This is a genomic window from Curvibacter sp. GW821-FHT09D12 (assembly GCF_059416245.1).
Map to the genome: position 1 here is coordinate 340,141 of NZ_JBWKOU010000003.1, position 21,971 is coordinate 362,111.

Below are 21,971 nucleotides of genomic sequence, written 5' to 3' on the forward strand. Positions count from 1 at the left end.
GTCAATCTGTAGGGCCTGCCGTGCACAAGGCATCGTCAAGCTCAATTCTTCTGGAAAGGGGCCCAGTCGGGTTCGCGGATGTCGCCGCCCTGCCCCGCCAGGCGGGCTTTGATCTTGCCATCGAGCGTGGTCGTCATCAGGGCTTCACGCCCCCCTTGCTGCGTTGCGTAAACGATCAGCCGGCCGTTCGGGGCAAAGCTGGGGCTCTCATCAGCCTGGGTATCGGTGATCGCGTTGACGGTGCCCGACCCAAGATCCATCACATGGAGCTTGAAAGCGCCTGACACCCGCGAGATGTACGCCAGCCATCGACCGTCCGGGCTCAGCGTGGGCGAAATGTTGTACCCGCCCGTGAAGGTCACCCGTTCAGCGGCCCCACCAGTGGTGGCCACACGGTAGATTTGCGGGGCGCCGCCGCGGTCGCTGACGAAATAGATGTAACGGCCATCGGCCGAATACACCGGCTCGGTGTCAATGCCATTGCTCTGCAAAAGCCGACGTGGCTCTCCGCCGTTGACCGAGTCAATGGTGTAGAGCTGGGAGCCCCCGTCGCGGCTCAGCGTGACAGCCAACTGACGCCCATCGGGCGACCAGGCCGGGGCACTGTTCGAGCCCTTGAAATTGGCAATCAGCCTACGCTTGCCACTGCCCACGTCATGCACATAGACCACAGGCTTGCGCGACTCGAAAGACACGTAGGCCAATTGCCCTCCAGAGGGCGACCACGCTGGCGAAATGATGGGCTCAGGGCTGGTCAGGGCCGACTGGGAGTTCTCACCATCGGCATCGGCGACCCAGAGGTTGTATTTCAGACCCGCCTTCGTTACGTAGGCGATGCGGGTCGAAAAAATGCCTTTTTCACCGGTCAGCTTTTCATAAACGAAGTCGGCGATGCGGTGTGAGACAAGGCGCAGGTCGGCGGCTGGCACAGCATAGCTCTGGCCACCCAGATCCTGCCCTCGGACCACATCCCACAGCCTGAAGCGAACGTCATAGCGGCCGTCGGCCAACTTGGAGATGCTGCCGGTCACCAGCGAATCGGTATTGCGCTGCCGCCACAGGCTCACGTCCGGGCGGGAAGCCTCGTCCAACTGGGGCCCTGAGGCATCGATGGGGCGGAACTGTCCGCTTCGCTCCAGGTCGGCCGAAATGATGCCTGCCGGTCGCTGAGGCGTGCTGGTCTCGCCCCTGAAGGGCGCCACAGCAATGGGCAGTTGTGTCAGGCCCACGCCAGACACTTCGACGCGGAACTGGGCCATGGCTGGCATGGCCGCCGACAGGGCCAGCCCCGTCAGCAGAGCGCGCCGCGAGGCTTGGAAAAAAGGAGCTGAACCAGGGAGATCGTGGCGTTGGAGATTCATTCGCAGTGGTGGTCAGGTGACGACACGGGAATTGGTTGGGCGGCGGATGAAAGGCGAGTGGCACCGCGCCAAAGACCGTGATGTTACACACTGCCCAAGGGGCACTGTCACAAAGTGTGTACTTTACATGGTCCGCAGAGGTGTCAATCTGTATCAAGCGCGGGCCCTCATGGGGCCTCAGACCGGGTCTCCATACCGCTCGGGCACGCGGGGGACCCGTAGAATCGGCCCCCAACATGCCCACCGATGATGCCAACCACCCCACTCTGCCCTTGCGCCAACGACTGGCGCGCCTGAACAGCTACTTTGGGCGCCAGCCCATGGCCTGGAGCATGGCCGTGCTGGCCACGCTGATCGGCGCCGGCACCGAACCCCTGATACCGGCCCTGATGCAGCCGCTGCTGGACCAGGGCTTTACCAAGGGCACTTTGCCCCTGTGGTTTGTGCCATTGGCACTGATGGGCTTGTTTGCCATCCGTGGCTTGGCTCAATTCATCGCCCAGTACGCACTGGCCCGCATCGCCAATGACGGCATGATGCGCCTGCGCAAAGACCTGTTTGATCGCCTGCTCAGCGCTGACTTGCGCCTTTTCCGCGAGCAAAGTGCCAGTGCACTGTCCAACACGGTGGTTTACGAGGTGCAGACCGGTGCCCAGTTGCTGGTGCAGTCCGCGCTGGGCTTCTCGCGCGACGGCTTCACATTGCTGGCCCTGCTGGGCTATCTGCTTTACCTGAACTGGCAGCTCACGCTGATCGTGGGAGTGGTCGTGCCGGGGGTGGCCTGGGTGATGAAAACCCTATCCAAACGCCTTTACCGCCTCACCAAGGCCAGCCAACAGGCCACGGATGAGCTGGCCTATGTGGTCGAAGAAAACGTGCTGGCTCATCGAATGGTGCGCCTGCATGGCGCACAGCGTGGCCAGGCTGGGCGCTTTGAGGGCCTGAGTCAACGCCTGCGTGGCCTGGCCATCAAGGGAACGATCGCCTCGTCGGCCATGACGCCCTTGACCCAGTTGCTGTCGGCAGGCGCCCTGTCGGTGGTGATCTGCGTGGCCCTTTGGCAGGGGCGCCAAGTGACTGGTGCGGCCAATGCGGCCATCACCGTGGGGGGCTTTGTGGCCTTCATCACCGCCATGTTGATGTTGATCGCCCCCATCCGGCGACTCGCCGATCTGGCCAACCCGCTGACACGCGGCCTGGCCGCACTGGAACGCGGACTGCGGCTGCTGGACCAGGTCCAGCCTGAAACCCAAGGTTCACACCAGGCCACCACGGTGCGTGGACACTTGGAATTGCAAAGCGTCTCGGTCAGTTACCACGCCGACAATCCGCCGGCCCTGGACCAGGTCAGCCTGCGGATCGAGCCTGGTGAAGTGGTGGCCCTGGTCGGTCCGTCGGGCTCGGGCAAGACAACTCTGGCCAATCTGCTGCCACGCTTTGTGAGCCCCAGCCAGGGGCAGGTACTGCTGGACGGTGTGGCCCTGCCCGACTGGAACCTCGGCTCTCTGCGCCATCAGTTCGCCCTGGTCAGTCAGGATGTCGTGATGTTCAACGACAGTCTGGCCAACAACGTGGCCATGGGTCAGGCCGTGGACGAGGCTCGTGTTCTGGCCTGCCTTCAGGCCGCCAACCTCGGCGACTACGTGGCCCGGCAGCCTGAGGGGCTGCGCAGTGTGGTGGGCCACAACGCACACCAGTTGTCGGGTGGGCAGCGCCAACGCCTGGCCATCGCCCGCGCACTGTACAAAGACGCACCGATCCTGATCCTCGACGAAGCCACCTCGGCCTTGGACACGGAGTCTGAGCGGCTGGTGCAAGAGGCCCTGAACCGACTCATGGCAGGTCGCACCACTGTGGTGATTGCGCACCGACTCTCCACCATCGAGCATGCAAACCGGGTGGTGGTGATGGCCGAGGGGCGGATCGCAGAACAAGGCACCCATGCGGAATTGATGGCCCGGCAGGGCCTTTACGCCCGTTTGCAGGCCCAAAGCGGCGGCGGGCACGGCATGAGCCCAAGCACCTCGCTCGACAGCCCACCTGAGCAGCCCAACTGAGCCTTTAGAGCGCCCCCGGCATGCCTGGAGCGCGCCCCCAACGCCCCCTTCATCCTGAAAACTGGCTGGGTGGGCAGCCTCTTAAACCGATGCAGATAACATTTAGAGTCTTATGAACAAGCTGAACTGTGGGCTGCTGGAGCCTTCAAGCCGCAGGAGCCAAGTCAGACTTGGCGCGAATCCGCAGCCCTGCAAGAACCGCGTGGTTTGGGGTTCTTAGGCACCATCGGGGCGTGCCCCCGAAACACACTCCCAACGTACCTGAAGCGTGCCCTTGAAACCCGCCCCCGGTGCCAGCCACTGCATGGGGCGGGCGCACACCGGCTCGATGCAAATGAATTGGTGTGCCTCGTGATCAGGCAGGTCTGACAGGCCCCGGGCCCCTTCCAGCCCTGGATTCCAGACCATCCACTGCGTGAAGCCGCTGGCCTGCAGGTGCAAGGTGTGGGTCGAGGTCTTCAACTGCAGTGAGGGAAGCCCCTCGAACAGGTACTCCATGCCCTCCGGCCCAAAGCGCCAGGGCTGAGCCTGGGGTGGCAAGGGCTGACCGGACAGGTTGTCCAACCCCGGTGTGGCCTCCAACCCCAGCAGCTCGCAAGCCTCCAGCGAGGACACTGCCCAATACGGATGAAGGCCACCCCCCCATTCAAAACCCGTCTGCCCGGTGTTTTCCACCTGCCAATTCAGATTCAAGGCCTCTCTGTCCAGGGTGGCAATCAGGCGCAATCGCGCTGCGTGCGGCCATCCATCCAACTGGTCTGGCAGTACCTCCAGGCAGTAGCTCAGAGAGTCAGGCTCGGCGCGCTCCAGCGTCCAACGCTGATGCCGGGCAAAGCCGTGCTTGCGCCCCGGGCCAAACTGCGCGAACTGCGGAAACAGCAAAGGCACGCCCCCACGCGCCGGCTGGTCGGCCAAACTCAAGGGGCTGAGGTACAGCAGAGACAATCCCTGTGGGGTGACTGCCTGCAGCAACTGCGCCCCCAAAGCCTGGTGGCGCAAGCCCTGCGCATCCTCCTGACCGTTCAGCATCCCGGGCCTCACAGCAGCACAATGTCGTACTGATCCTGTCCCATGCTGCCTTCGGCCTGCAGCGAGATCGGTTTGCCGATGAAGTCCGACAGGCCGGCCAGGTGCTGGCTTTCTTCATCCAGGAACAGATCGACCACCTGCGTCGAAGCCACCACCCTGAACTCGCGGGGATTGAACTGCCGCGCCTCCCGCAGGATCTCCCGCAGGATGTCGTAGGTCACGCTACGGGCCGTCTTCACCTGCCCCGAGCCGTGGCATTGCGGGCAAGGTTCGCACAGCATGTGGGCCAGCGATTCACGGGTGCGCTTGCGCGTCATCTCCACCAGACCCAGTTGCGAAAAGCCCCCGATCATGGTCTTGACCCGGTCCCGGCCCAGTTGCTTGCGAAACTCCGCCAGCACGGCCTCACGGTGGTCATCACGCACCATGTCGATGAAGTCGACGATGATGATGCCGCCCAGATTGCGCAGCCGCAATTGACGTGCAATGGCCTGGGCCGCCTCCAGGTTGGTCTTGAAGATGGTGTCGTCAAAGTTACGCGCCCCCACAAAACCACCGGTGTTCACGTCCACCGTGGTCAGGGCCTCGGTCTGGTCCACGATCAGGTAGCCCCCCGATTTCAGGTCCACCCGCCGCCCCAGGGCTCGCACAATCTCTTCCTCCACCCCGAAAAGGTCAAAGATCGGCCGCTCGCCCTTGTAATGCTGAAGTTTGCCCACGGCCGAAGGCATGAACTCCTGCCCGAAAGCCAACAACTTTTCAGACTGTTCTTTCGAATCGATGCGGATGTTCTGGGTCTGCTCGCCCACCAGATCGCGCAACACGCGCTGCAGCAAGTTGAGGTCTTCATGCAGCAGCGAAGCCGGTGGCAGACGCACCGACGCATCCTTGATGCGGGCCCAGGTCTTGCGCAGGTACGCAATGTCGTCGGCCAACTCCGCATCGCTGGCATCTTCGCCATTGGTCCGCAGGATGAATCCGCCGCCGCCTCCGGTGGCCTTCTCGCCCACCAGCGCCTGCAAGCGGCTGCGCAAGGCCTCCCGCTCGCCGACCGGGATTTTCTGAGACACCCCAACGTGCTCGTCCTGTGGCAAGAACACCAGCAGACGCCCGGCAATGCTGATCTGGGTGGACAGGCGGGCGCCCTTGGTGCCAATGGGGTCCTTGATCACCTGCACCATCAAGGCCTGGCCTTCAAACACCTGGCGTTCAATGGGCACGGCTGGTTGCGCCTGTCGCGCGGGCGGCGCCTCACCTTCGGGATGCTTTTGCCAGACATCGGCCACGTGCAGGAATGCCGCGCGCTCCAACCCGATGTCGATGAAGGCGGATTGCATGCCAGGCAATACGCGGGTGACCTTGCCCAGATAAACGTTGCTCACCAAGCCCCGCTCCAGCGAACGCTCGATGTGCAGCTCCTGCACAGCGCCGTTTTCGATCACGGCCACGCGGGTCTCCTGAGGAGACCAGTTGATCAGAATGTCTTGTTGCATGGCTTGGCTTTTTCCTCAAAGTCAGGCCGGGCAGGCCTCAAAGTTTCCAGCCGCACTGGCGCAGCAGTTCGGCCGTCTCAAACATCGGTAGCCCCATGATGCCCGAATAACTTCCGCTCAACTGCGAGATCCACGCCGCAGCGCGGCCTTGTACCGCGTAGGCCCCGGCCTTGCCCAACGGCTCACCACTGTCCACGTAGGCCTTGATACGGGCCGGCGTGAGTTCAGCAAAGGTCACCTTGGAGGTGCTCAGCGCCGCCATGCGACGGCGGCCTTTTTGAATGGCCACAGCCGTCAGCACCCGGTGGGTCTGGCCAGACAGCGCAGCCAGCATGCGCCGGGCATGGGCGGCATCATCGGGCTTGCCAAAAATCTCCCGGCCCAGGGCCACCGTGGTGTCAGAACACAACACAGGCGCCACCGGCAGGCCTCGGCGTTTGAGCCGGGCCAAGGCGGCATCCAGCTTGAGGCCGGTCACACGCTGCACATAGGTGGCCGGCGCCTCGCCAGGCAGCACAGCCTCGATGGCTTCGGCATCTTCGCCAAGGTCACCATCGGTATTCGGCAGGAGCAACCGATGCGACACGCCCAACTGCTCAAGCAACTGGCGCCGACGCGGGCTCTGGGAGGCAAGGTAGATGAATTCGGGGTTGGCCATGGACAGGCTCCAGCCAGGTTGACACGGAACAGGGCGCAGCCAAGGCCACGCCCCGGAAATCACTCGCGGTGATAAGGGTGGCCAGCGTTGACCGACCAGGCCCTGTAAAGCTGCTCGATCAGCAGCACGCGCACCATGGCATGAGGCAGCGTCAGGTCGGACAAACGGATGCGCTCATGCGCAGCCTGACGAAACGCGGGCTCCAGGCCATCGGGCCCCCCGATGATCAAGGCCACGTCGTCGCTCGCCAGCTGCCAGCCTTTGAGCTTGGCGGCCAGCGCCACGGTGGTGAGCTGGGTGCCCCGCTCATCGAGCGCCACCACACGGGCGCCCTTCGGAATGGCCGCCTCGATGCGCTCACGCTCGGCCGCCAGCAGGGTTTCAAGCGTCTTGGAGCTGCGGGGCTCAGTCTTGACGGCCTTGAGCTCGACCTTGAGCTCAGGGGGGAAGCGCTTGGCGTAATCGTCCCAGGCTGTCTGAGCCCAATCGGGCACGCGCTGCCCCACCGCCACGATCACCAGCTTCATGCCTGGCGATCCATCAAGCCTTGCTGGGCTTCTTGCGCGGGGCCGGTGCAGCAACCGCCTTCTTGGCTGCCGGCTTCTTCGGTGCGCCCACCTTGATCACCTTGAGCGGAGCCTTCTTGGCCGCCGGCTTGGCCGTGCTGGTCTTGGCTGCGGTCTTGGTGGGTGTTTTTGCGGCCGTCTTGGCAGGGGCCTTGACCGCCGTCTTGGCGGGTGCGCGGGTTGATGTCTTGGCAGGTGCCTTCTCAGCCACAGGGGCGCCCTTCAAGGCTTTGGTGGCCTTGGCAGCAGCCTTGGCCGGGGTGGTGGCGGCGGGCTCGGCGGTCTTGGCAGACTTGGCGGCCGTCTTCTTGGCTGCAGCCTTCTTGGCCGGCGCCTTGGCACCTTCTGCGGCAACCGGCTTGGGCGCACCCAGTTTCAGACGCACTGGCGTCGCGCCCCAGATCTCTTCCAGGCGGTAGTACTGGCGGATCGCGGGCTGCATCACGTGGACCACCGCTGCGCCGCAGTCAACAATGATCCATTCGCCGTTTTCTTCGCCCTCGGTACGGGGCTTGTTGAAGCCGGCCTCACGCACGGCATCGCGCACGCTGGAGGCCAGGGCCTTGGTCTGGCGGTTGGAGGTCCCGGAGGCCACGATCACGCGCTCAAACAGCGGCGAGAGGGCTTCGGTGTTGAAAACCTGGATGTCTTGGGCCTTCACATCCTCCAGGCCATCGACGATGGCCCGCTGGAGTTTCTGGATGTCTTTTTTAGCGGAGGAGTCCGTGGAGGTGGTCATCAGGCGGATTTGTAAAGATGATGTTGTTCAATATAGCGCGCAACGCCAGCGGGAACCAGATGTTCGATGCCCAGGCCTTGTGCGACGCGCGACCGGATGTCCGTTGCACTCACGGACATGAGGGGCCACTGCAGAGGCTCCCATCGCCCTCCCGGGAGATCTTGAAGCTCAGTTTGACCGCCGGCCGCAGCACTTTGCTCACGACCAGCTACCGAAATTATAGCTTTGCGCAAAATCTCATCGTGGCGATGCCACTGGCCAAAGGCCCGGGCCTGGTCGGCACCGATGATCAGCACCAACTCGTAGGCCGGATATTCGCGCTTCAGTTCATCAAGCGTGTCCACGGTGTAGCTGGGGCCGGCGCGATGAAATTCACGCTCGTCCACCACCACCCCGGGCAGGCTGGCGAAGGCCAGTCGGGCCATCGCGAGTCGATGCTCGCCTGGCGACAAGCCGGCCCGGTGCGCGGCCTGCCCCGTGGGCAGAACATGCAAGCGCGCCAGGCTCAGTTGCTGCAGCGCCGCCTCGGCCAAGGCGACATGGGCCCGGTGAGGCGGGTCGAATGCCCCGCCGAACACCCCCAAACGGGGCTGTTTCAGGGTCAGACCCACGCCTGGCGCACCAGAAAGTGCTCGTACAGGCGAGCCTCAGCCGTGCCCTCTGCCGGGGTCTGCTGGTAAGCCCAACTGGCCAGCGGCGGCATCGACAACAGGATGGACTCGGTGCGCCCACCCGACTGCAGACCAAAGTGGGTGCCCCGGTCCCAGACCAGATTGAACTCCACATAGCGCCCACGACGGTACAGCTGAAACGCGCGCTCATGCTCGCCATAAGGCGTGCTCACCCGGCGCTCAACGATGGGCAGGTAGGCCTGCAAAAATGCATCGCCCACGGCCTGCGTCATGGCCAGGCTCTGATCAAAGCCAAGTTCAGCAAAATCGTCAAAAAAGACCCCGCCCACGCCACGCTGTTCGTTGCGATGCTTCAAGAAGAAATACTCATCGCACCAGGTCTTGAAGCGAGGGTACTTGTCGTCGCCAAAGGGGGCGAGCGCATCCCGGCAGGTGGTATGAAAGTGCCGTGCATCCTCATCAAAGCCGTAAAAGGGCGTGAGGTCCATGCCGCCGCCAAACCAGCACACCGGCGCCTTGTCCGCCGGAGTGGCAGCAATCATGCGCACGTTCATGTGCACGGTCGGGACATAGGGGTTGCGCGGGTGGAACACCAGCGACACGCCCATCGCCTCGAAGGGCGCACCGGCCAGCTCCGGGCGGTGCTGGGTGGCCGAGGGCGGTAACTGCGGGCCACGCACGTGCGAAAAGCCGCAGCCGGCGCGCTCAAACACCGTGCCGCCCTCCAGGATCTTGGTCAGGCCATTGCCCTGCAACTTCTCGCCGGCAGGTTTGTCCCAGGCGTCGGCCAGGAAGCGGGCTGCGCCGCCCCCGGCTGTTTCCTGGACTTCGATCGCCGAGGTGATGCGATCTTGCAGTCCCAGCAGCCAGGACCGCACCGAGGCCACGGCGTCGTGTGCGGCCTCCATCAGCTCTTCACCGCCCGGTGACCGATGTCACGACGGTACTGCGCACCGTCGAAATGAATGCCCGCCGCCACCTCATACACGCGCTGCTGTGCCAGCTTGACGTTGTCGGCCAAGGCCGTCACGCACAACACTCGCCCGCCGGTCACGCGCACAGCACCGTCTTGCAGCTCAGTGCCCGCATGAAACACCACAGCATCGTCCGCCTCAGCCGGCAAGCCGGTGATGACATCGCCCTTGCGGGGGGTCATGGGGTAACCGTGGGCGGCCATCACCACGCCCAGGGCAGTGCGACGGTCCCATTGCAGTTCGATCTGGTCGAGCTTGCCATCGACCGCAGCGGCCAAGACATCGGACAGATCGCTCTTCAGGCGCATCATGATGGGCTGCGTTTCCGGGTCGCCCATGCGGCAGTTGAACTCCAGGGTCTTGGGCCGGCCCTGGGCATCAATCATCAGGCCGGCGTACAAGAAGCCGGTGTAGGGGATGCCGTCCTTTTCCATGCCGCGGATGGTCGGCAGGATGATTTCGCGCATGGCGCGGGCGTGCACGTCGGCCGTGACCACCGGGGCCGGCGAGTAGGCGCCCATGCCGCCGGTGTTGGGGCCTTCGTCGCCATCCAGCAAGCGTTTGTGGTCCTGGCTGGTGGCCAGGGCGGTCACGTTCTTGCCATCGCACAGCACGATGAAACTGGCCTCTTCGCCCTGCAGGAACTCTTCGATCACCACGCGGGCGCCACCATCGTTGTGCACCACGCCAAGCTTGTTGTCGAGCAGCATGAAATCGATGGCTTCATGGGCCTCGGCGGCCGTCATGGCCACCACCACGCCCTTGCCGGCAGCCAGGCCATCGGCCTTGACCACGATCGGGGCGCCCTTGGCGTCCACATAGGCGTGGGCCAGTGCCGCATCGGTGAAGCTCTCGTATTCAGCGGTCGGAATGCCGTGGCGCTTCATGAAGGCCTTGGAGAAGGCTTTCGAGCTTTCCAGTTGGGCCGCCGCCTTGGTCGGGCCGAACACCCGCAGGCCGTGGGCGCGGAATTCATCCACCACCCCGGCGGCCAGCGGGGCCTCAGGGCCCACCACGGCCAGACCAATCTTCTCGGCCTGGGCCCACTCACGCAAGGCCTTCACATCAGTGATGGGCACGTTGATCAGGCGATTGTCGAGGGCCGTGCCGCCGTTGCCGGGCGCCACATAGACCTTGTGCACCTTGGGCGACTGGTTGAGTTTCCATGCCAGGGCATGTTCGCGGCCACCGCCGCCAATGACTAATACTTTCATGGTGCTCACAGTGCAGCGTTGTGGTAGACCTCCTGGACATCGTCCAGGTCTTCGATCATGTCGAGCAGTTTTTGCATCTTGGCGGCGTCGTCGCCGGTCAACTCGATGGTGTTCTCGGCGCGCATGGTCACTTCGGCCACTTCGGGCGTCAGGCCGGCGGCCTCCAGGGCGTTCTTCACGGCCTCAAAGTCAGCAGGTGCCGTCAGCACCTCGATGGCGCCGTCGTCGCCCGTGATCACGTCTTCGGCCCCGGCCTCCAGGGCCAATTCCATCAGCTTGTCCTCGTCGGTGCCCGGCGCAAAGATCATCTGGCCGCAGTGCTTGAACTGGAAGGCCACCGACCCTTCGGTGCCCATGTTGCCGCCGTACTTGCTGAAGGCGTGACGGACATCCGCCACGGTGCGGACACGGTTGTCGGTCATGGTGTCGACGATGATCGCAGCGCCGCCGATGCCATAGCCCTCGTACCGGATTTCCTCGTAGCTCACGCCTTCGAGGTTGCCAGTGGCCTTGTCGATGTTGCGCTTGATGGTGTCGGCCGGCATGTTGGCGGCCTTGGCCTTTTCAACGGCCAGGCGCAGACGGGGGTTGGTGGTCAGATCGCCGCCACCGGCACGCGCGGCCACCATGATTTCACGGATGACGCGGGTCCAGACCTTGCCGCGCTTTTCGTCCTGACGACCCTTGCGGTGTTGAATATTGGCCCATTTACTGTGTCCAGCCACGGGAGATTCCTTATTAATTGTTTAATCTATCGGGACCGATTTTACTTTTCGCCCACCCCACCATGGCCGACCCGATCCTGATTGCCCAAAATGCCCACGCCCAATGCACTCTGCTGCCCGGCCTGGCCAACCGCCACGGACTGATCACAGGGGCCACCGGCACCGGCAAGACTGTCACCCTGCAAACCCTGGCCGAGAGCTTTTCCCGCATCGGTGTGCCGGTATTCATGGCCGACGTCAAGGGCGATCTGACCGGCATCAGCCAGGCCGGCCAGATCAGCGGCAAGCTGGCCGCGGCGCTGAAAGAACGTGCGTTGCCCACGCCCGAATCCCAGGCCTGCCCTACCACCCTGTGGGACGTTTTCGGCGAACAAGGCCACCCGGTGCGTGCCACCGTGTCGGACATGGGCCCCCTGCTGCTGGGGCGCATGCTCAACCTCAACGACACCCAGTGCGGCGTGCTGAACCTGGTGTTCAAGATCGCGGACGACCACGGCCTGGCACTGCTGGATCTCAAAGACCTGCGCGCGATGCTGCAGCACGTGGCCGACAACGCCTCCGAATTCACCACCAGCTACGGCAACATCAGCGCCGCCAGCGTGGGGGCCATCCAACGCGGCCTGCTGCAAATCGAGACCCAGGGTGGCGACAAATTCTTCGGCGAGCCCATGCTCAACATCAGCGACTTGATGCAGACCGTGGACGGCCGCGGCGTGGTCAACATCCTGGCAGCCGACAAGCTGATGAACGCACCGCGCCTGTATGCCACCTTTCTGCTGTGGATGCTGTCCGAGCTGTTCGAACACCTGCCCGAAATCGGCGACCCCGACCAACCCAAGCTGGTTTTCTTCTTTGACGAGGCCCACCTGCTGTTCAACGAGGCACCCAAGGTACTGGTCGAGCGCATCGAACTGGTGGTGCGCCTGGTGCGCTCCAAGGGGGTGGGGGTCTATTTCGTCACCCAGAACCCGCTGGACATCCCCGACACCGTGCTGGCCCAGCTCGGCAACCGCGTGCAGCATGCGCTGCGCGCCTTCACACCGCGTGACCAGAAGGCCGTCAAGGCCACCGCCCAGACCATGCGGCCCAAAGCCGGCCTGGACATCGAGGCCGCCATCACCGAGCTTGGCGTGGGCGAGGCACTGATCAGCCTGCTGGATGCCAAAGGTCGCCCTTGCGAAACCGAGCGTGTCTATGTGCTGCCCCCCGGCAGCCAGATTGGCCCGATCACCCCGGCGCAGCGACAGGTCTTGCTGGCCGGGTCGCTGGTCGCTGGCGTCTATGAAAAGGCCGTCGACCGGGAATCGGCCTACGAAGTGCTCAAGGGCCGTACCGCGAGCGCACCGGCAGCACCAGCCCAGGGATCGGCCAAACCCACCCTGCCCGGTCTGCAGCCTCAGGGCGGCCAGGCCGGCAGTGCCGGCCTGGGCTCAGTGCTCAACGATGTGTTGTTCGGCACCACCGGCCCCCGTGGCGGCCACCACGATGGTCTGGCGCAGACCTTGGCCAAATCGGCGCTGCGCACCATGGGCACCACCGTAGGCAAGGAAATCATCCGCGGCGTGCTGGGCGGCATTTTTGGCGGCAAGAGCCGCTGAGCCCCACGAAAGCCTCCCCATGACCGAACTGCTCCTGCCCACTTACGCCGATGTCGAGGCCGCCTCGGCCCGTCTGGCCGGCCACGCCAACCGCACACCGGTGCTGCGCTCGCGCACGGCCAACGAGGCCCTGCAAGCGACGCTGTTCTTCAAATGCGAAAACCTGCAGCGCATGGGCGCCTTCAAGTTTCGCGGCGCCTTCAATGCGCTGAGCCGCTTCAGTGCAGATCAGCGACGTGCCGGCGTGCTGGCCTTCTCGTCCGGCAACCACGCCCAGGCAATCGCCCTGTCGGCGCGCGAACTGGGCATGCCGGCGGTGATCGTGATGCCCGCCGATGCGCCCGCGGCCAAGCTGCAGGCCACCCGCGGATATGGGGCCGAAGTCATCACCTACGACCGCTACAGCGAAGACCGGGACGCCATCAGCCGCCGCGTCGCTGCCGAACGGGGCATGACCTTGATCCCGCCATTCGACCATGCCGATGTGATCGCAGGGCAAGGCACCGCCGCCAAAGAGTTGCTCGAAGAGGTGGGCCCCCTGGATGTGTTGCTGGTCTGCCTGGGCGGGGGCGGCCTGCTGGCCGGCAGCGCCTTGGCCGCGCGGGCCCTGTCGCCCGACTGCCGCGTGTATGGGGTCGAGCCCGAGGCGGGCAACGACGGCCAACAATCGCTGCGCCGTGGCGAGGTGATCCACATCGCCCCGCCCCGCACCATCGCCGACGGCGCTCAGACCCAGCACCTGGGGCAACTGACCTTCGGCATCCTCCGCCGCGATGTCAGCGACATCCTGACCGTCAGTGATGCCCAACTGGTCGAATCCATGCGCTTCTATGCCGAACGCATGAAACTGGTGGTGGAACCCACCGGCGCACTCAGCCTGGCAGGCGCCCACCATGGCGGGCTGGACCTGAAGGGCCTGCGCGTGGGGGTGATCATCAGCGGCGGCAACGTCGACCTGCCCCGCTATGCCCAGCTGCTGAGCCAGGGCGTCTGAGCCACGGCACCGCAGGCTGCGGGCCTCAGCCTTGCACGGTGAGGGCCACCAGGCGCATCACCAAGGGCCGCACAAGCATCACACAGACAAAGGCCACCGGCATGGCCAGCGCGTAAGCGCGCAGTACGCGCCAGTGGTAATCGCCTCCCAGGCCCGAGCCGGCGGCGACGATCACGGCCGACATCAGCAAGGCCATGATCCCGGCCATGTAAAAGGCAAAAACCAGCGGAGTGAAACGTTTGTGCAGGCGCGGAATCCGGCGTCGCGGGCGGGTGTCCTTCGTGTGTGGCATGGTCAATTCCCTCAGGTTCAGTTCGATGGCTGGATTCTGGCCAGCTTCATCCCAGCGCAGAAGAGGGCTTGGCACACCGTCAGTCATCCTAAAATCTTTCGACTGATGACCATCATTCAAAAGACATGACCACCCCTTCCCTGCGCGGCATCGAGGCCTTCATCAAGGCGGTGGAAGGCGGGAGCATTGCGGCGGCAGGTCGCCAGCTGGGCCTGAGCGCTGCCGCCGCCAGCCAGAGCATTGCCCGACTGGAAGCCGATCTGGGCACCCGGCTGCTGCGCCGCAGCACCCGGTCCCTGGCGCTGACCGACGAGGGCCAGATCTACTTTGAACGCGTGCGACCGGTGCTCGGCGTGCTGGAGGACGCACATGGCGAAATCGGGGCACTGCGGGGCGAACCCCAGGGCCGCTTCAAGGTGGCCTGCTCGGTGGCCTTCGGTCGCCATGTGCTGGGGCCCTGGATCACCGGCTTCATGCAACGCTACCCGCGCCTGAACGTGGAGTTGCTGGTGGTCGACCGGCAGGTCGACTTCTTGCACGAGAACGTCGACGCCAGCATCCGCTACCAGCACATGCTGGAGCCCGGCCTGGTGGCCCGGCGCATCGCCAGTGCGCCGATCCACTACTGCGCCTCGCCAGCCTACCTGGCCCATCACGGGCAGCCCGCCACGCTGGAAGACCTGGCCAGACACCGCTGCCTGGCCTACCGCATGGCCATGGACGGCCGGATCATGCCCTGGCCGTTCATCCGGGAGGGTTTGCGCATTGAAGCCGCCTTTGAGCCCAGCCTGACCTGCAGCGACATCGACACCCTGGCGCAAGCCTGCCTGGCCGGTGCCGGCATCGCGCGCCTGGGCAGCTTCGTGTCCAACCCGCTGATTGAATCGGGCGAACTGATCCCGCTGTTCACCGACCCGGCCACAGCCCATGCCGCACCCGAGCCACTGGAGTTCTATGTGTGTTATCGCGACCGCCAACACGTGCCACCCAAGCTGCGCCTGTTCATCGACGAACTCAGCGAAGACTTGAGCCATCACCCGGGGCTGCACATGCCGCGACGCCCTGGCCTGCCCCCGCCCTGACTGCCAGGCCCACTCGGCCTCGCGGGGCGCCCGTTTCTTGACCATCTGATCAAATTTGGTGCCCCCCAGGCACCAGCCGAGTGCGCCTGCATGGTATTCTTTTGCCCCAGCCACCGCCCGCTGCGGGGGTGCGCCCTGGCCCGGCGTCCGCCTGGGCCCAAGGCCACCCGACAGCGGCCCCTCTTTGCCAAGCCCTGCAGGAGCCCTGTCACCCCATGCCACCGGTCTTCCCCCCATCCTGGCACAGCGCTTGCACTGATCACCCCGGTCCGGCCAGCGCTGCCGGCGGGCGTCCCTGACCTTTCACTGCACCCAAGCCCAACACCATGAGCAACGTCCACGTCATCGACCACCCCCTGGTTCAGCACAAGCTGACCCTGATGCGCAACCGCGAGGCCAGCACCAACAGCTTCCGCCGCCTGCTCGGCGAACTGGCGAGCCTCATGACCTATGAGATCACCCGCGAACTGCCGTTGCAGGACGTTGAGGTTCAGACCCCCCTGGAAACCACCACTGGCCGCGTGATCGATGGCAAGAAGCTGGTTTTCGTGTCCATCCTGCGTGCCGGCAACGGCATTCTGGAGGGCATGCTCAACGTGGTGCCTGGCGCCCGGGTCGGCCACATTGGCCTGTACCGCGACCCCGACACCCTCAAGCCGGTCGAGTACTACTTCAAGATGCCCTCGGAAATGACCGAGCGCGACATCATCGTGGTCGACCCGATGCTGGCCACCGGCAACTCGGCCATTGCGGCGATTGAAAAGCTCAAGGCCCTGAAACCCAAGTCGATCAAGTTCGTGTGCCTGTTGACCTGCCCCGAGGGCGTGGCCGCCATGCAGGCCGCCCACCCCGACGTCCCCATCTACACCGCGTCGATCGACCGCCAGCTCAACGACCACGGCTACATCCTGCCGGGCCTGGGTGACGCGGGCGACCGCATCTTCGGTACCCAGTAAATACCGCCTACGGCCGCCACGACGGGCCGTCCGGGGCCTGCCGGGCCCGCTCAATTTTGCAACCCCCGCCAACTTTGCCAAAAGGAGCCTTCATGTCCCGTCGTTTCGCCCCGTCCCGCCGCCACCTGGTGGTGGCAGCCACCGCGCTCGCGGCTTCGGTTTCGTTGCCCGTCCTGGCCCAGGCCAAAATCAAGGTGGCGGCCATCTATACCGTGCCCTTCGAGCAGCAATGGGTGAGCCGCATCCACAAGGCCCTGAAAGCCGCCGAGGCCCGTGGCGAGATTGAATACAAGGCCAGCGAAAACGTGGCCAACGCCGACTACGAGCGCGTGATGCGCGAATACATCGCCGGTGGCAACCAGTTGATCGTCGGCGAGGTGTTCGGGGTCGAGGCCGCCGCCCGCAAGGTGGCCAAAGACTCACCCAAGACCTACTTCCTGCTGGGCTCTTCGGGCAAGCCGCAGGCGCCCAACTTCAGCGTCTTCGACAACTACATCCAAGAGCCGGCCTACCTCAGCGGCATGGTGGCGGGTGCCATGACCCAATCCAACAAGATCGGCATGGTGGGCGGTTTCCCCATTCCCGAGGTGAACCGCCTCATGAATGCCTTCATGGCGGGCGCCAAGGAGGTCAACCCCAAGGTGACCTTCAGCGTGAGCTTCATCAACAGCTGGTTTGACCCGCCCAAGGCCAAGGAAGCCACCTTTGCCATGATCGATCAGGGCGCCGACGTGCTGTATGCCGAGCGCTTCGGCGTCAGTGATGCCGCCAAAGAAAAGGGCAAGCTGGCCATCGGCAACGTCATCAACACCCAGGACAAATACCCTGACACCGTGGTCGCCTCGGCGCTGTGGAACATGGAGCCCAGCATCGATCGCGCCCTCAAGCTGGTCAAGGAAGGCAAATTCACCGCCGAAGACTACGGCCCCTACTCGACGATGAAGCACAAGGGCTCTGAGCTGGCGCCCCTGGGCACCTTCGAGAAAAAAGTGCCTGCCACCATCATGAACAAGGTCAAGGCACGCGAGGCCGAGATCCTGTCCGGCAAGTTCACCGTCAAGGTGGACGACAGCCAGCCCAAGTCCAGCGCCAAGTGATGAGGCGGCCTGCCCCACCCAGCGTGCCTCGGTGGCGCAGCTTGCTGACGGCCGGCCTGCTGGCCGGCGCCCTCGCCGCGCCGCTGCAAGCGGCCCCCAGGCACGATGGCGTGCCGCGCACAGCCATCGTGTCTGCGTTCGAGCCCGAGCTGGTGCTGCTGCGCTCGCAGCTGCGCCAGCCCCGCGTGCAACGGATCGCCGGGGTCGAATTCACCACCGGCCAGTTGCAGGGCAAGCCCGTGCTGCTGTTTCTCAGCGGCATCAGCATGACCAATGCGGCCATGAACACCCAACGCGCCCTGGACCATTTCAAGGTGCGCCGACTGTTGTTCAGCGGCATCGCCGGCGGTGTCGACCCTGCCCTGCACGTGGGTGATGTGGCTGTTCCACGCCGCTGGGCCCCTTACCTCGAAGGGGTGCTGGCCCGCGAAACCACCCCAGGCCACTACCAGCCCCCGCCCTGGATGGACGACCTGGTCGGCCCGGGCTTCGGCCCCTTCGTGCCGCGCTCGGTCGAGGTGCGTTCCAGCCGCCAGGCGGGCACCGAGCGCAAAGCCTGGTTCGAAGTCGATGCGGCCCTGCTGGCCATGGCCGAGCGCATCGCCCAGACCCCGCTGCAGCGCTGCGATGCCCGTCAGCAATGCCTGAGCCAGGCACCCCGCGTGGTGGTAGGCGGCAATGGCGTTTCGGGCGCCGCCTTTGTCGACAACACAGCCTGGCGCGAATACGCCTTCAATACTTTCCAGGCCCAGGTGCTCGACATGGAAAGCGCCGCCACCGCCCAGGTGGCCTACAGCAACCAGGTCCCCTTCATTGCGTTCCGCTCCCTCAGCGATCTGGCGGGCGGCGGCGAGGGCGAAAACGAAATGCACACCTTCATGACGCTGGCCGCCGGCAATTCGGCGCGGGTTCTGCTGGCCTTTCTGGCAGCCCTCCATGACTGACACCCCCCGCCCCGCCCCGGTGCTGCAACTGCAGGGCATCACCAAGCGCTTTGGCCCCTTGGTGGCCAACGACAACATCTCCCTGAGCCTGAACGCAGGCGAGGTGTTGGCCCTTCTGGGCGAAAACGGGGCCGGTAAATCCACCCTGATGTCCATCCTGTTCGGCCACTACCGGGCCGACGAAGGCCACATCACCCTGAACGGTCAGCCCCTGCCCCCTGGCAATCCGGCCGCGGCCCTGGCCGCCGGCATCGGCATGGTGCACCAGCACTTCACGCTGGCCGACAACCTCAGTGTGCTGGACAACGTGATCCTGGGCACCGAAGCCCTTTGGCAGCCCTGGTCGGCCCGGGCCCGGGCCCGGAACCGCCTGATGCAGGTGGGTCAGCGCTTTGGCCTGACCGTGCAGCCCGAGGCCCGCGTGGGCCAGCTCTCGGTCGGCGAGCGCCAGCGCGTCGAGATCCTCAAGGCCTTGTACCGCGGCGCGCGCATCCTGATCCTGGACGAGCCCACGGCCGTACTCACCCCGCAAGAGAGCGAAGCCCTGTTCGACACCCTGGCCCAGTTGGTCCGAGAGGGCCTGTCAGTGATCTTCATCAGCCACAAACTGGCCGAGGTGCTGCGCGTCTCGCACCGGGTAGCGGTGCTGCGCAGCGGCCGCCTGGTCGCCGAAGCCCCGGCTGCCGGAACCACCCAGGCTCAGCTGGCGCAGTGGATGGTGGGCCACGCCGTCTCAGCGCCCGAACGGCGCCCCGCGGCGGCGCCTGGCCCGGTGGCCTGTGAATTGCGCAACGTCAGCACACCGGCCGGTCAGCGCGAGCGCCTCAGCCAGGTCAACCTGCAATTGAGGGCGGGCGAGATCGTGGCCGTCGCCGGCGTCTCAGGCAACGGGCAACTGGCGCTGGCCGAACTGCTGTGTGGCACGCGCCGCGCCGCCCAGGGCGAGGTCTGGCTCAAGGGCCAGCCCCTGCAGGCCTCGCCTGCCTGGCTGGTCACCCAAGGGGTGGCACGGATTCCCGAGGACCGGCACGCTGTGGGCGTGGTCGGTGATCTGCCGGTCTGGGAGAACGCGGTCTCAGAGCGGCTTCGGCACCCCGTGTTCTCGCGCTGGGGCTGGGTGCGCCGTGCCGTGGCGCGACAACACGCCCAGCGGGTGATCGAGGCCTTCGATGTGCGCGGCGCCGGCCCCCTGAGTCCGGCCCGGGCCCTGTCGGGCGGCAACATGCAGAAACTCATCCTGGGCCGCGCCCTGCTGCCGCTGCCCGGCCAGACCGCCCAACAGGGGCCTTGCCTGATCGTGGCCCACCAACCCACCTGGGGCCTGGACATCGGCGCCGTGGCCTATGTGCAGCAACAGCTGCTGGCCGCCCGTGACGCAGGGGCCGCGGTGTTGTTGATCACCGACGACCTGGACGAAGCCATGGCCCTCGGTGACCGCATCGCGGTCATGCATCACGGGCATCTGAGCCCGGCCCACCCCAGTTCCCACTGGAGCCGCGACAGCATCGGCCTGGCCATGGCCGGCGGCCCGGTCGCGGCCCAGGCCTCGGAGACCCCATGAGACTTGAGAAACGGCACCAGGCCTCTCACCTGGCCCATGTGCTGGCCCCGCTGGGGGCCATCGCCTTCACCCTGCTGATCAGTGCCCTGCTGGTGCTGTGGGCCGGGGCCCCGGTGGGGCGCACCTACGGCCTGCTGGTTCAGGGGGGGTTCGGCTCGCTGTTCGCCTGGAGCGAGACCCTGACGCGCGCCACCCCGCTGATCTTCACCGGCCTGGCGGCCGCTGTGGCCTTCCGGGCCCGGCTGTTCAACATCGGCGCCGAGGGCCAGTTGTATGCCGGGGCCTTGGCCGCCGTGGCCGTGGGTGGCATGCACGACAGCGCCGGCTGGGCCTTGCCATTGCCGCTGCTGTTCACCCTGATGCTGCTGGCGGCAGCCGCGGCCGGCGCCCTGCTGCTGCTGGGGCCCGCGCTGCTCAAGAGCCGGCTTGGCGTGGACGAGGTCGTGACCACCCTGCTGCTCAATTTCATGGCCCTGCTGGGCGTGTCGGCCCTGCTGGACGGCCCCATGAAAGACCCCACCGCCCTGGGCTGGCCGCAAAGCGTGGCCCTGCAGCCCAAGTTGGAGCTGTCGCGCCTGGTCGAGGGCACCCGGGTGCACACCGGCCTGTTGCTGGCGGCGGCCCTGTGCCTGGGGGTGTGGGTGCTGATGCGCTTTACCGTGCTGGGCTTTGACATCCGGGCCACGGGCGCCAATGCCCGCGCGGCGGCCTTTGCCGGGGTGGCGACCGGACGCACCGCTTTGCTGGTGGCCATGATGTCGGGGGCACTGGCAGGGCTGGCGGGGGCGGTCGAGGTGGCCGGGCGCACCAGCTATGTGACGCTGGACATGTCACCGGGCTATGGCTACAGCGGCATCGTGATCGCCATGCTGGCCGGCTTGCACCCTCTGGGTGTGCTGGTGGCCAGCATCTTTGTGGCCGGCGTGCAGGTAGGCGCCGACAGCATGAGCCGCGCCGTGGGCGTGCCCACCTACATCGCCGACGTGATCGTGGCGGCCTCGCTGCTGTCAGTGCTGGTGGCCACCCTGCTCACGCAATACCGGGTGCGCCTGAAATGACCGAACTGTTCGACATCCTGGCCCAACCGGCCTTCTGGGTGGCCGTGTTGCGCATCGCCACGCCCCTGATCTTCGGCACCCTGGGCGTGCTGCTGTGCGAACGTGCCGGCGTGCTCAACCTGGGCATCGAGGGCATCATGGTCGCAGGCGCCTTCGCCGGCTGGCTGGCGGTCTACCTGGGTCTGCCGCTGTGGGGCGGCGTGGCCGTGGCCGCACTGACCGGGGCGGCCTTCGGCCTGTTGCATGCCGCGCTCACCGTGGGCCTGGCGCTGTCGCAGCATGTGGCGGGCCTGGGCATCACGATGCTGGCCACTGCGCTCAGCTACTACGGCTACCGGGTCAGCTTTCCCAAGGTGAACACGCCCCCCACCATCACGCCCTTCACGGCCATGGACGGGCTGGGCATTCCGGTGCTGTCGGCGCAGACCCCGCTCACCCTGCTGGCCCTGCTGCTGGTCCCAGCCCTGGCCTGGTGGCTGTACCGAACCCCATCGGGGCTGGCGCTGCGCATGGTGGGCGAAAACCCCCAGGCCGCAGAAGGCCAGGGCCTCAGCGTGGGCCGCACCCGCACGGCAGGCATCGTGGCCGGTTCGGCCCTGATGGGTGTGGCGGGCTCCTTCCTGACCTTGTCGGCCTTCAACGCCTTTTTCTTCAACATGGTCAATGGGCGCGGCTGGATCTGCGTGGCCCTGGTGGTGTTTGCCTCATGGCGACCCGGCAAGGCCTTGCTTGGCGCCCTGCTGTTTGCCTTCTTTGACGCCCTGCAGCTGCGCCTGCAGCAAGCAGGGGGCAGCGCCCTGCCCTATCAGCTCTACCTGATGCTGCCCTACGCCCTGTCGATCCTGGCCCTGGTGGTGGTGGCGCGCAAAGCCAGTTATCCCCAGGCCCTGATGAAACCCTACCGCAAAGGCGAACGCTGAGCCTGCCCCGGCGCCGAGCCT

At 65.5% G+C, this 21,971-nt stretch carries 21 protein-coding genes; 10 read left to right on the plus strand and 11 right to left on the minus strand.

Features of this window, described 5'->3' with window-relative positions; genetic code table 11:
- Window positions 1-41: 41 nt before the first annotated feature.
- A complete protein-coding gene (gene tolB, locus AC07PT_RS06425) occupies window positions 42-1,268 on the minus strand; it encodes a Tol-Pal system beta propeller repeat protein TolB (RefSeq protein WP_494656282.1) in 1,227 nt (408 codons plus the stop codon).
- Between the two features lie 329 nt (window positions 1,269-1,597).
- Here tolB and msbA point away from each other — a divergent pair, with 329 nt between their 5' ends.
- Window positions 1,598-3,418, plus strand: a complete 1,821-nt coding sequence (gene msbA / locus AC07PT_RS06430; RefSeq protein WP_494656164.1) for a lipid A export permease/ATP-binding protein MsbA — start codon at window positions 1,598-1,600, stop codon at window positions 3,416-3,418.
- Window positions 3,419-3,634: 216 nt separating this feature from the next.
- On the opposite strand, the gene AC07PT_RS06435 is transcribed toward msbA, so the two are convergent.
- The 9 genes from AC07PT_RS06435 to AC07PT_RS06475 are packed head-to-tail and all read right to left on the minus strand — an operon-like array spanning window position 3,635 to window position 11,448.
- Entirely contained in the window at window positions 3,635-4,447 is an 813-nt protein-coding gene (locus tag AC07PT_RS06435) for an aldose epimerase family protein (RefSeq protein WP_494656165.1), read from the minus strand.
- 8 nt (window positions 4,448-4,455) lie between these two features.
- Entirely contained in the window at window positions 4,456-5,940 is a 1,485-nt protein-coding gene (rng, locus tag AC07PT_RS06440; RefSeq protein ID WP_492349042.1) for a ribonuclease G, read from the minus strand.
- Between the two features lie 37 nt (window positions 5,941-5,977).
- Window positions 5,978-6,598, minus strand: coding sequence for a Maf family protein (locus AC07PT_RS06445; RefSeq protein ID WP_492349043.1), 621 nt, complete (start codon window positions 6,596-6,598; stop codon window positions 5,978-5,980).
- Window positions 6,599-6,657: 59 nt separating this feature from the next.
- Window positions 6,658-7,125: a 23S rRNA (pseudouridine(1915)-N(3))-methyltransferase RlmH gene (gene rlmH / locus AC07PT_RS06450; RefSeq protein WP_492349044.1), complete on the minus strand. Its 468-nt coding sequence runs from the start codon at window positions 7,123-7,125 to the stop codon at window positions 6,658-6,660.
- Between the two features lie 13 nt (window positions 7,126-7,138).
- A complete protein-coding gene (rsfS, locus tag AC07PT_RS06455) occupies window positions 7,139-7,903 on the minus strand; it encodes a ribosome silencing factor (protein ID WP_492349045.1) in 765 nt (254 codons plus the stop codon).
- Complete coding sequence (gene nadD, locus AC07PT_RS06460) at window positions 7,903-8,508, minus strand: nicotinate (nicotinamide) nucleotide adenylyltransferase (protein ID WP_492349163.1); 606 nt, start codon at window positions 8,506-8,508, stop codon at window positions 7,903-7,905. The genes rsfS and nadD overlap by 1 nt, the downstream gene beginning before the upstream one ends.
- Window positions 8,505-9,443, minus strand: coding sequence for an oxygen-dependent coproporphyrinogen oxidase (gene hemF / locus AC07PT_RS06465; protein ID WP_494656166.1), 939 nt, complete (start codon window positions 9,441-9,443; stop codon window positions 8,505-8,507). The genes nadD and hemF overlap by 4 nt, the downstream gene beginning before the upstream one ends.
- Complete coding sequence (gene purD / locus AC07PT_RS06470; protein ID WP_494656167.1) at window positions 9,443-10,723, minus strand: phosphoribosylamine--glycine ligase; 1,281 nt, start codon at window positions 10,721-10,723, stop codon at window positions 9,443-9,445. The genes hemF and purD overlap by 1 nt, the downstream gene beginning before the upstream one ends.
- A 5-nt stretch (window positions 10,724-10,728) precedes the next feature.
- On the minus strand, window positions 10,729-11,448 hold the full coding sequence (locus tag AC07PT_RS06475) for a YebC/PmpR family DNA-binding transcriptional regulator (protein WP_494656168.1): 720 nt from the start codon (window positions 11,446-11,448) through the stop codon (window positions 10,729-10,731).
- Between the two features lie 62 nt (window positions 11,449-11,510).
- On the opposite strand from AC07PT_RS06475, the gene AC07PT_RS06480 reads away from it, so the two are divergent.
- Window positions 11,511-13,046 carry a helicase HerA-like C-terminal domain-containing protein gene (locus AC07PT_RS06480; RefSeq protein ID WP_492349049.1) on the plus strand — a complete coding sequence of 512 codons (1,536 nt, stop codon included), beginning with the start codon at window positions 11,511-11,513 and terminating at the stop codon, window positions 13,044-13,046.
- A gap of 19 nt (window positions 13,047-13,065) precedes the next feature.
- The gene (locus AC07PT_RS06485; RefSeq protein WP_494656169.1) at window positions 13,066-14,040 is read left to right on the plus strand and encodes a threo-3-hydroxy-L-aspartate ammonia-lyase; all 975 of its coding nucleotides are present in this window, start codon (window positions 13,066-13,068) and stop codon (window positions 14,038-14,040) included.
- 25 nt (window positions 14,041-14,065) lie between these two features.
- Here the strand turns inward: AC07PT_RS06485 and AC07PT_RS06490 are convergent, their stop codons facing one another.
- Window positions 14,066-14,332 carry a DUF2798 domain-containing protein gene (locus AC07PT_RS06490; protein ID WP_494656170.1) on the minus strand — a complete coding sequence of 89 codons (267 nt, stop codon included), beginning with the start codon at window positions 14,330-14,332 and terminating at the stop codon, window positions 14,066-14,068.
- 125 nt (window positions 14,333-14,457) lie between these two features.
- On the opposite strand from AC07PT_RS06490, the gene AC07PT_RS06495 reads away from it, so the two are divergent.
- The 7 genes from AC07PT_RS06495 to AC07PT_RS06525 all read left to right on the plus strand — a co-directional run bounded on the left by AC07PT_RS06495 (window position 14,458) and on the right by AC07PT_RS06525 (window position 21,950).
- Window positions 14,458-15,414, plus strand: coding sequence for a LysR family transcriptional regulator (locus tag AC07PT_RS06495; RefSeq protein ID WP_492349052.1), 957 nt, complete (start codon window positions 14,458-14,460; stop codon window positions 15,412-15,414).
- A 326-nt stretch (window positions 15,415-15,740) separates the two neighbouring features.
- Window positions 15,741-16,370: a uracil phosphoribosyltransferase gene (upp, locus tag AC07PT_RS06500; RefSeq protein ID WP_492349053.1), complete on the plus strand. Its 630-nt coding sequence runs from the start codon at window positions 15,741-15,743 to the stop codon at window positions 16,368-16,370.
- A 92-nt stretch (window positions 16,371-16,462) separates the two neighbouring features.
- Entirely contained in the window at window positions 16,463-17,467 is a 1,005-nt protein-coding gene (locus tag AC07PT_RS06505) for a BMP family protein (protein WP_494656171.1), read from the plus strand.
- Complete coding sequence (locus AC07PT_RS06510; RefSeq protein WP_494656172.1) at window positions 17,467-18,411, plus strand: 5'-methylthioadenosine/S-adenosylhomocysteine nucleosidase; 945 nt, start codon at window positions 17,467-17,469, stop codon at window positions 18,409-18,411. Before AC07PT_RS06505 ends, AC07PT_RS06510 begins: the two co-directional genes overlap by 1 nt.
- On the plus strand, window positions 18,404-19,972 hold the full coding sequence (locus tag AC07PT_RS06515; RefSeq protein ID WP_494656173.1) for an ABC transporter ATP-binding protein: 1,569 nt from the start codon (window positions 18,404-18,406) through the stop codon (window positions 19,970-19,972). Before AC07PT_RS06510 ends, AC07PT_RS06515 begins: the two co-directional genes overlap by 8 nt.
- A complete protein-coding gene (locus AC07PT_RS06520) occupies window positions 19,969-21,030 on the plus strand; it encodes an ABC transporter permease (RefSeq protein ID WP_494656174.1) in 1,062 nt (353 codons plus the stop codon). Before AC07PT_RS06515 ends, AC07PT_RS06520 begins: the two co-directional genes overlap by 4 nt.
- Entirely contained in the window at window positions 21,027-21,950 is a 924-nt protein-coding gene (locus AC07PT_RS06525) for an ABC transporter permease (protein WP_492349058.1), read from the plus strand. Before AC07PT_RS06520 ends, AC07PT_RS06525 begins: the two co-directional genes overlap by 4 nt.
- The last annotated feature ends 21 nt before the right edge of the window (window positions 21,951-21,971 follow it).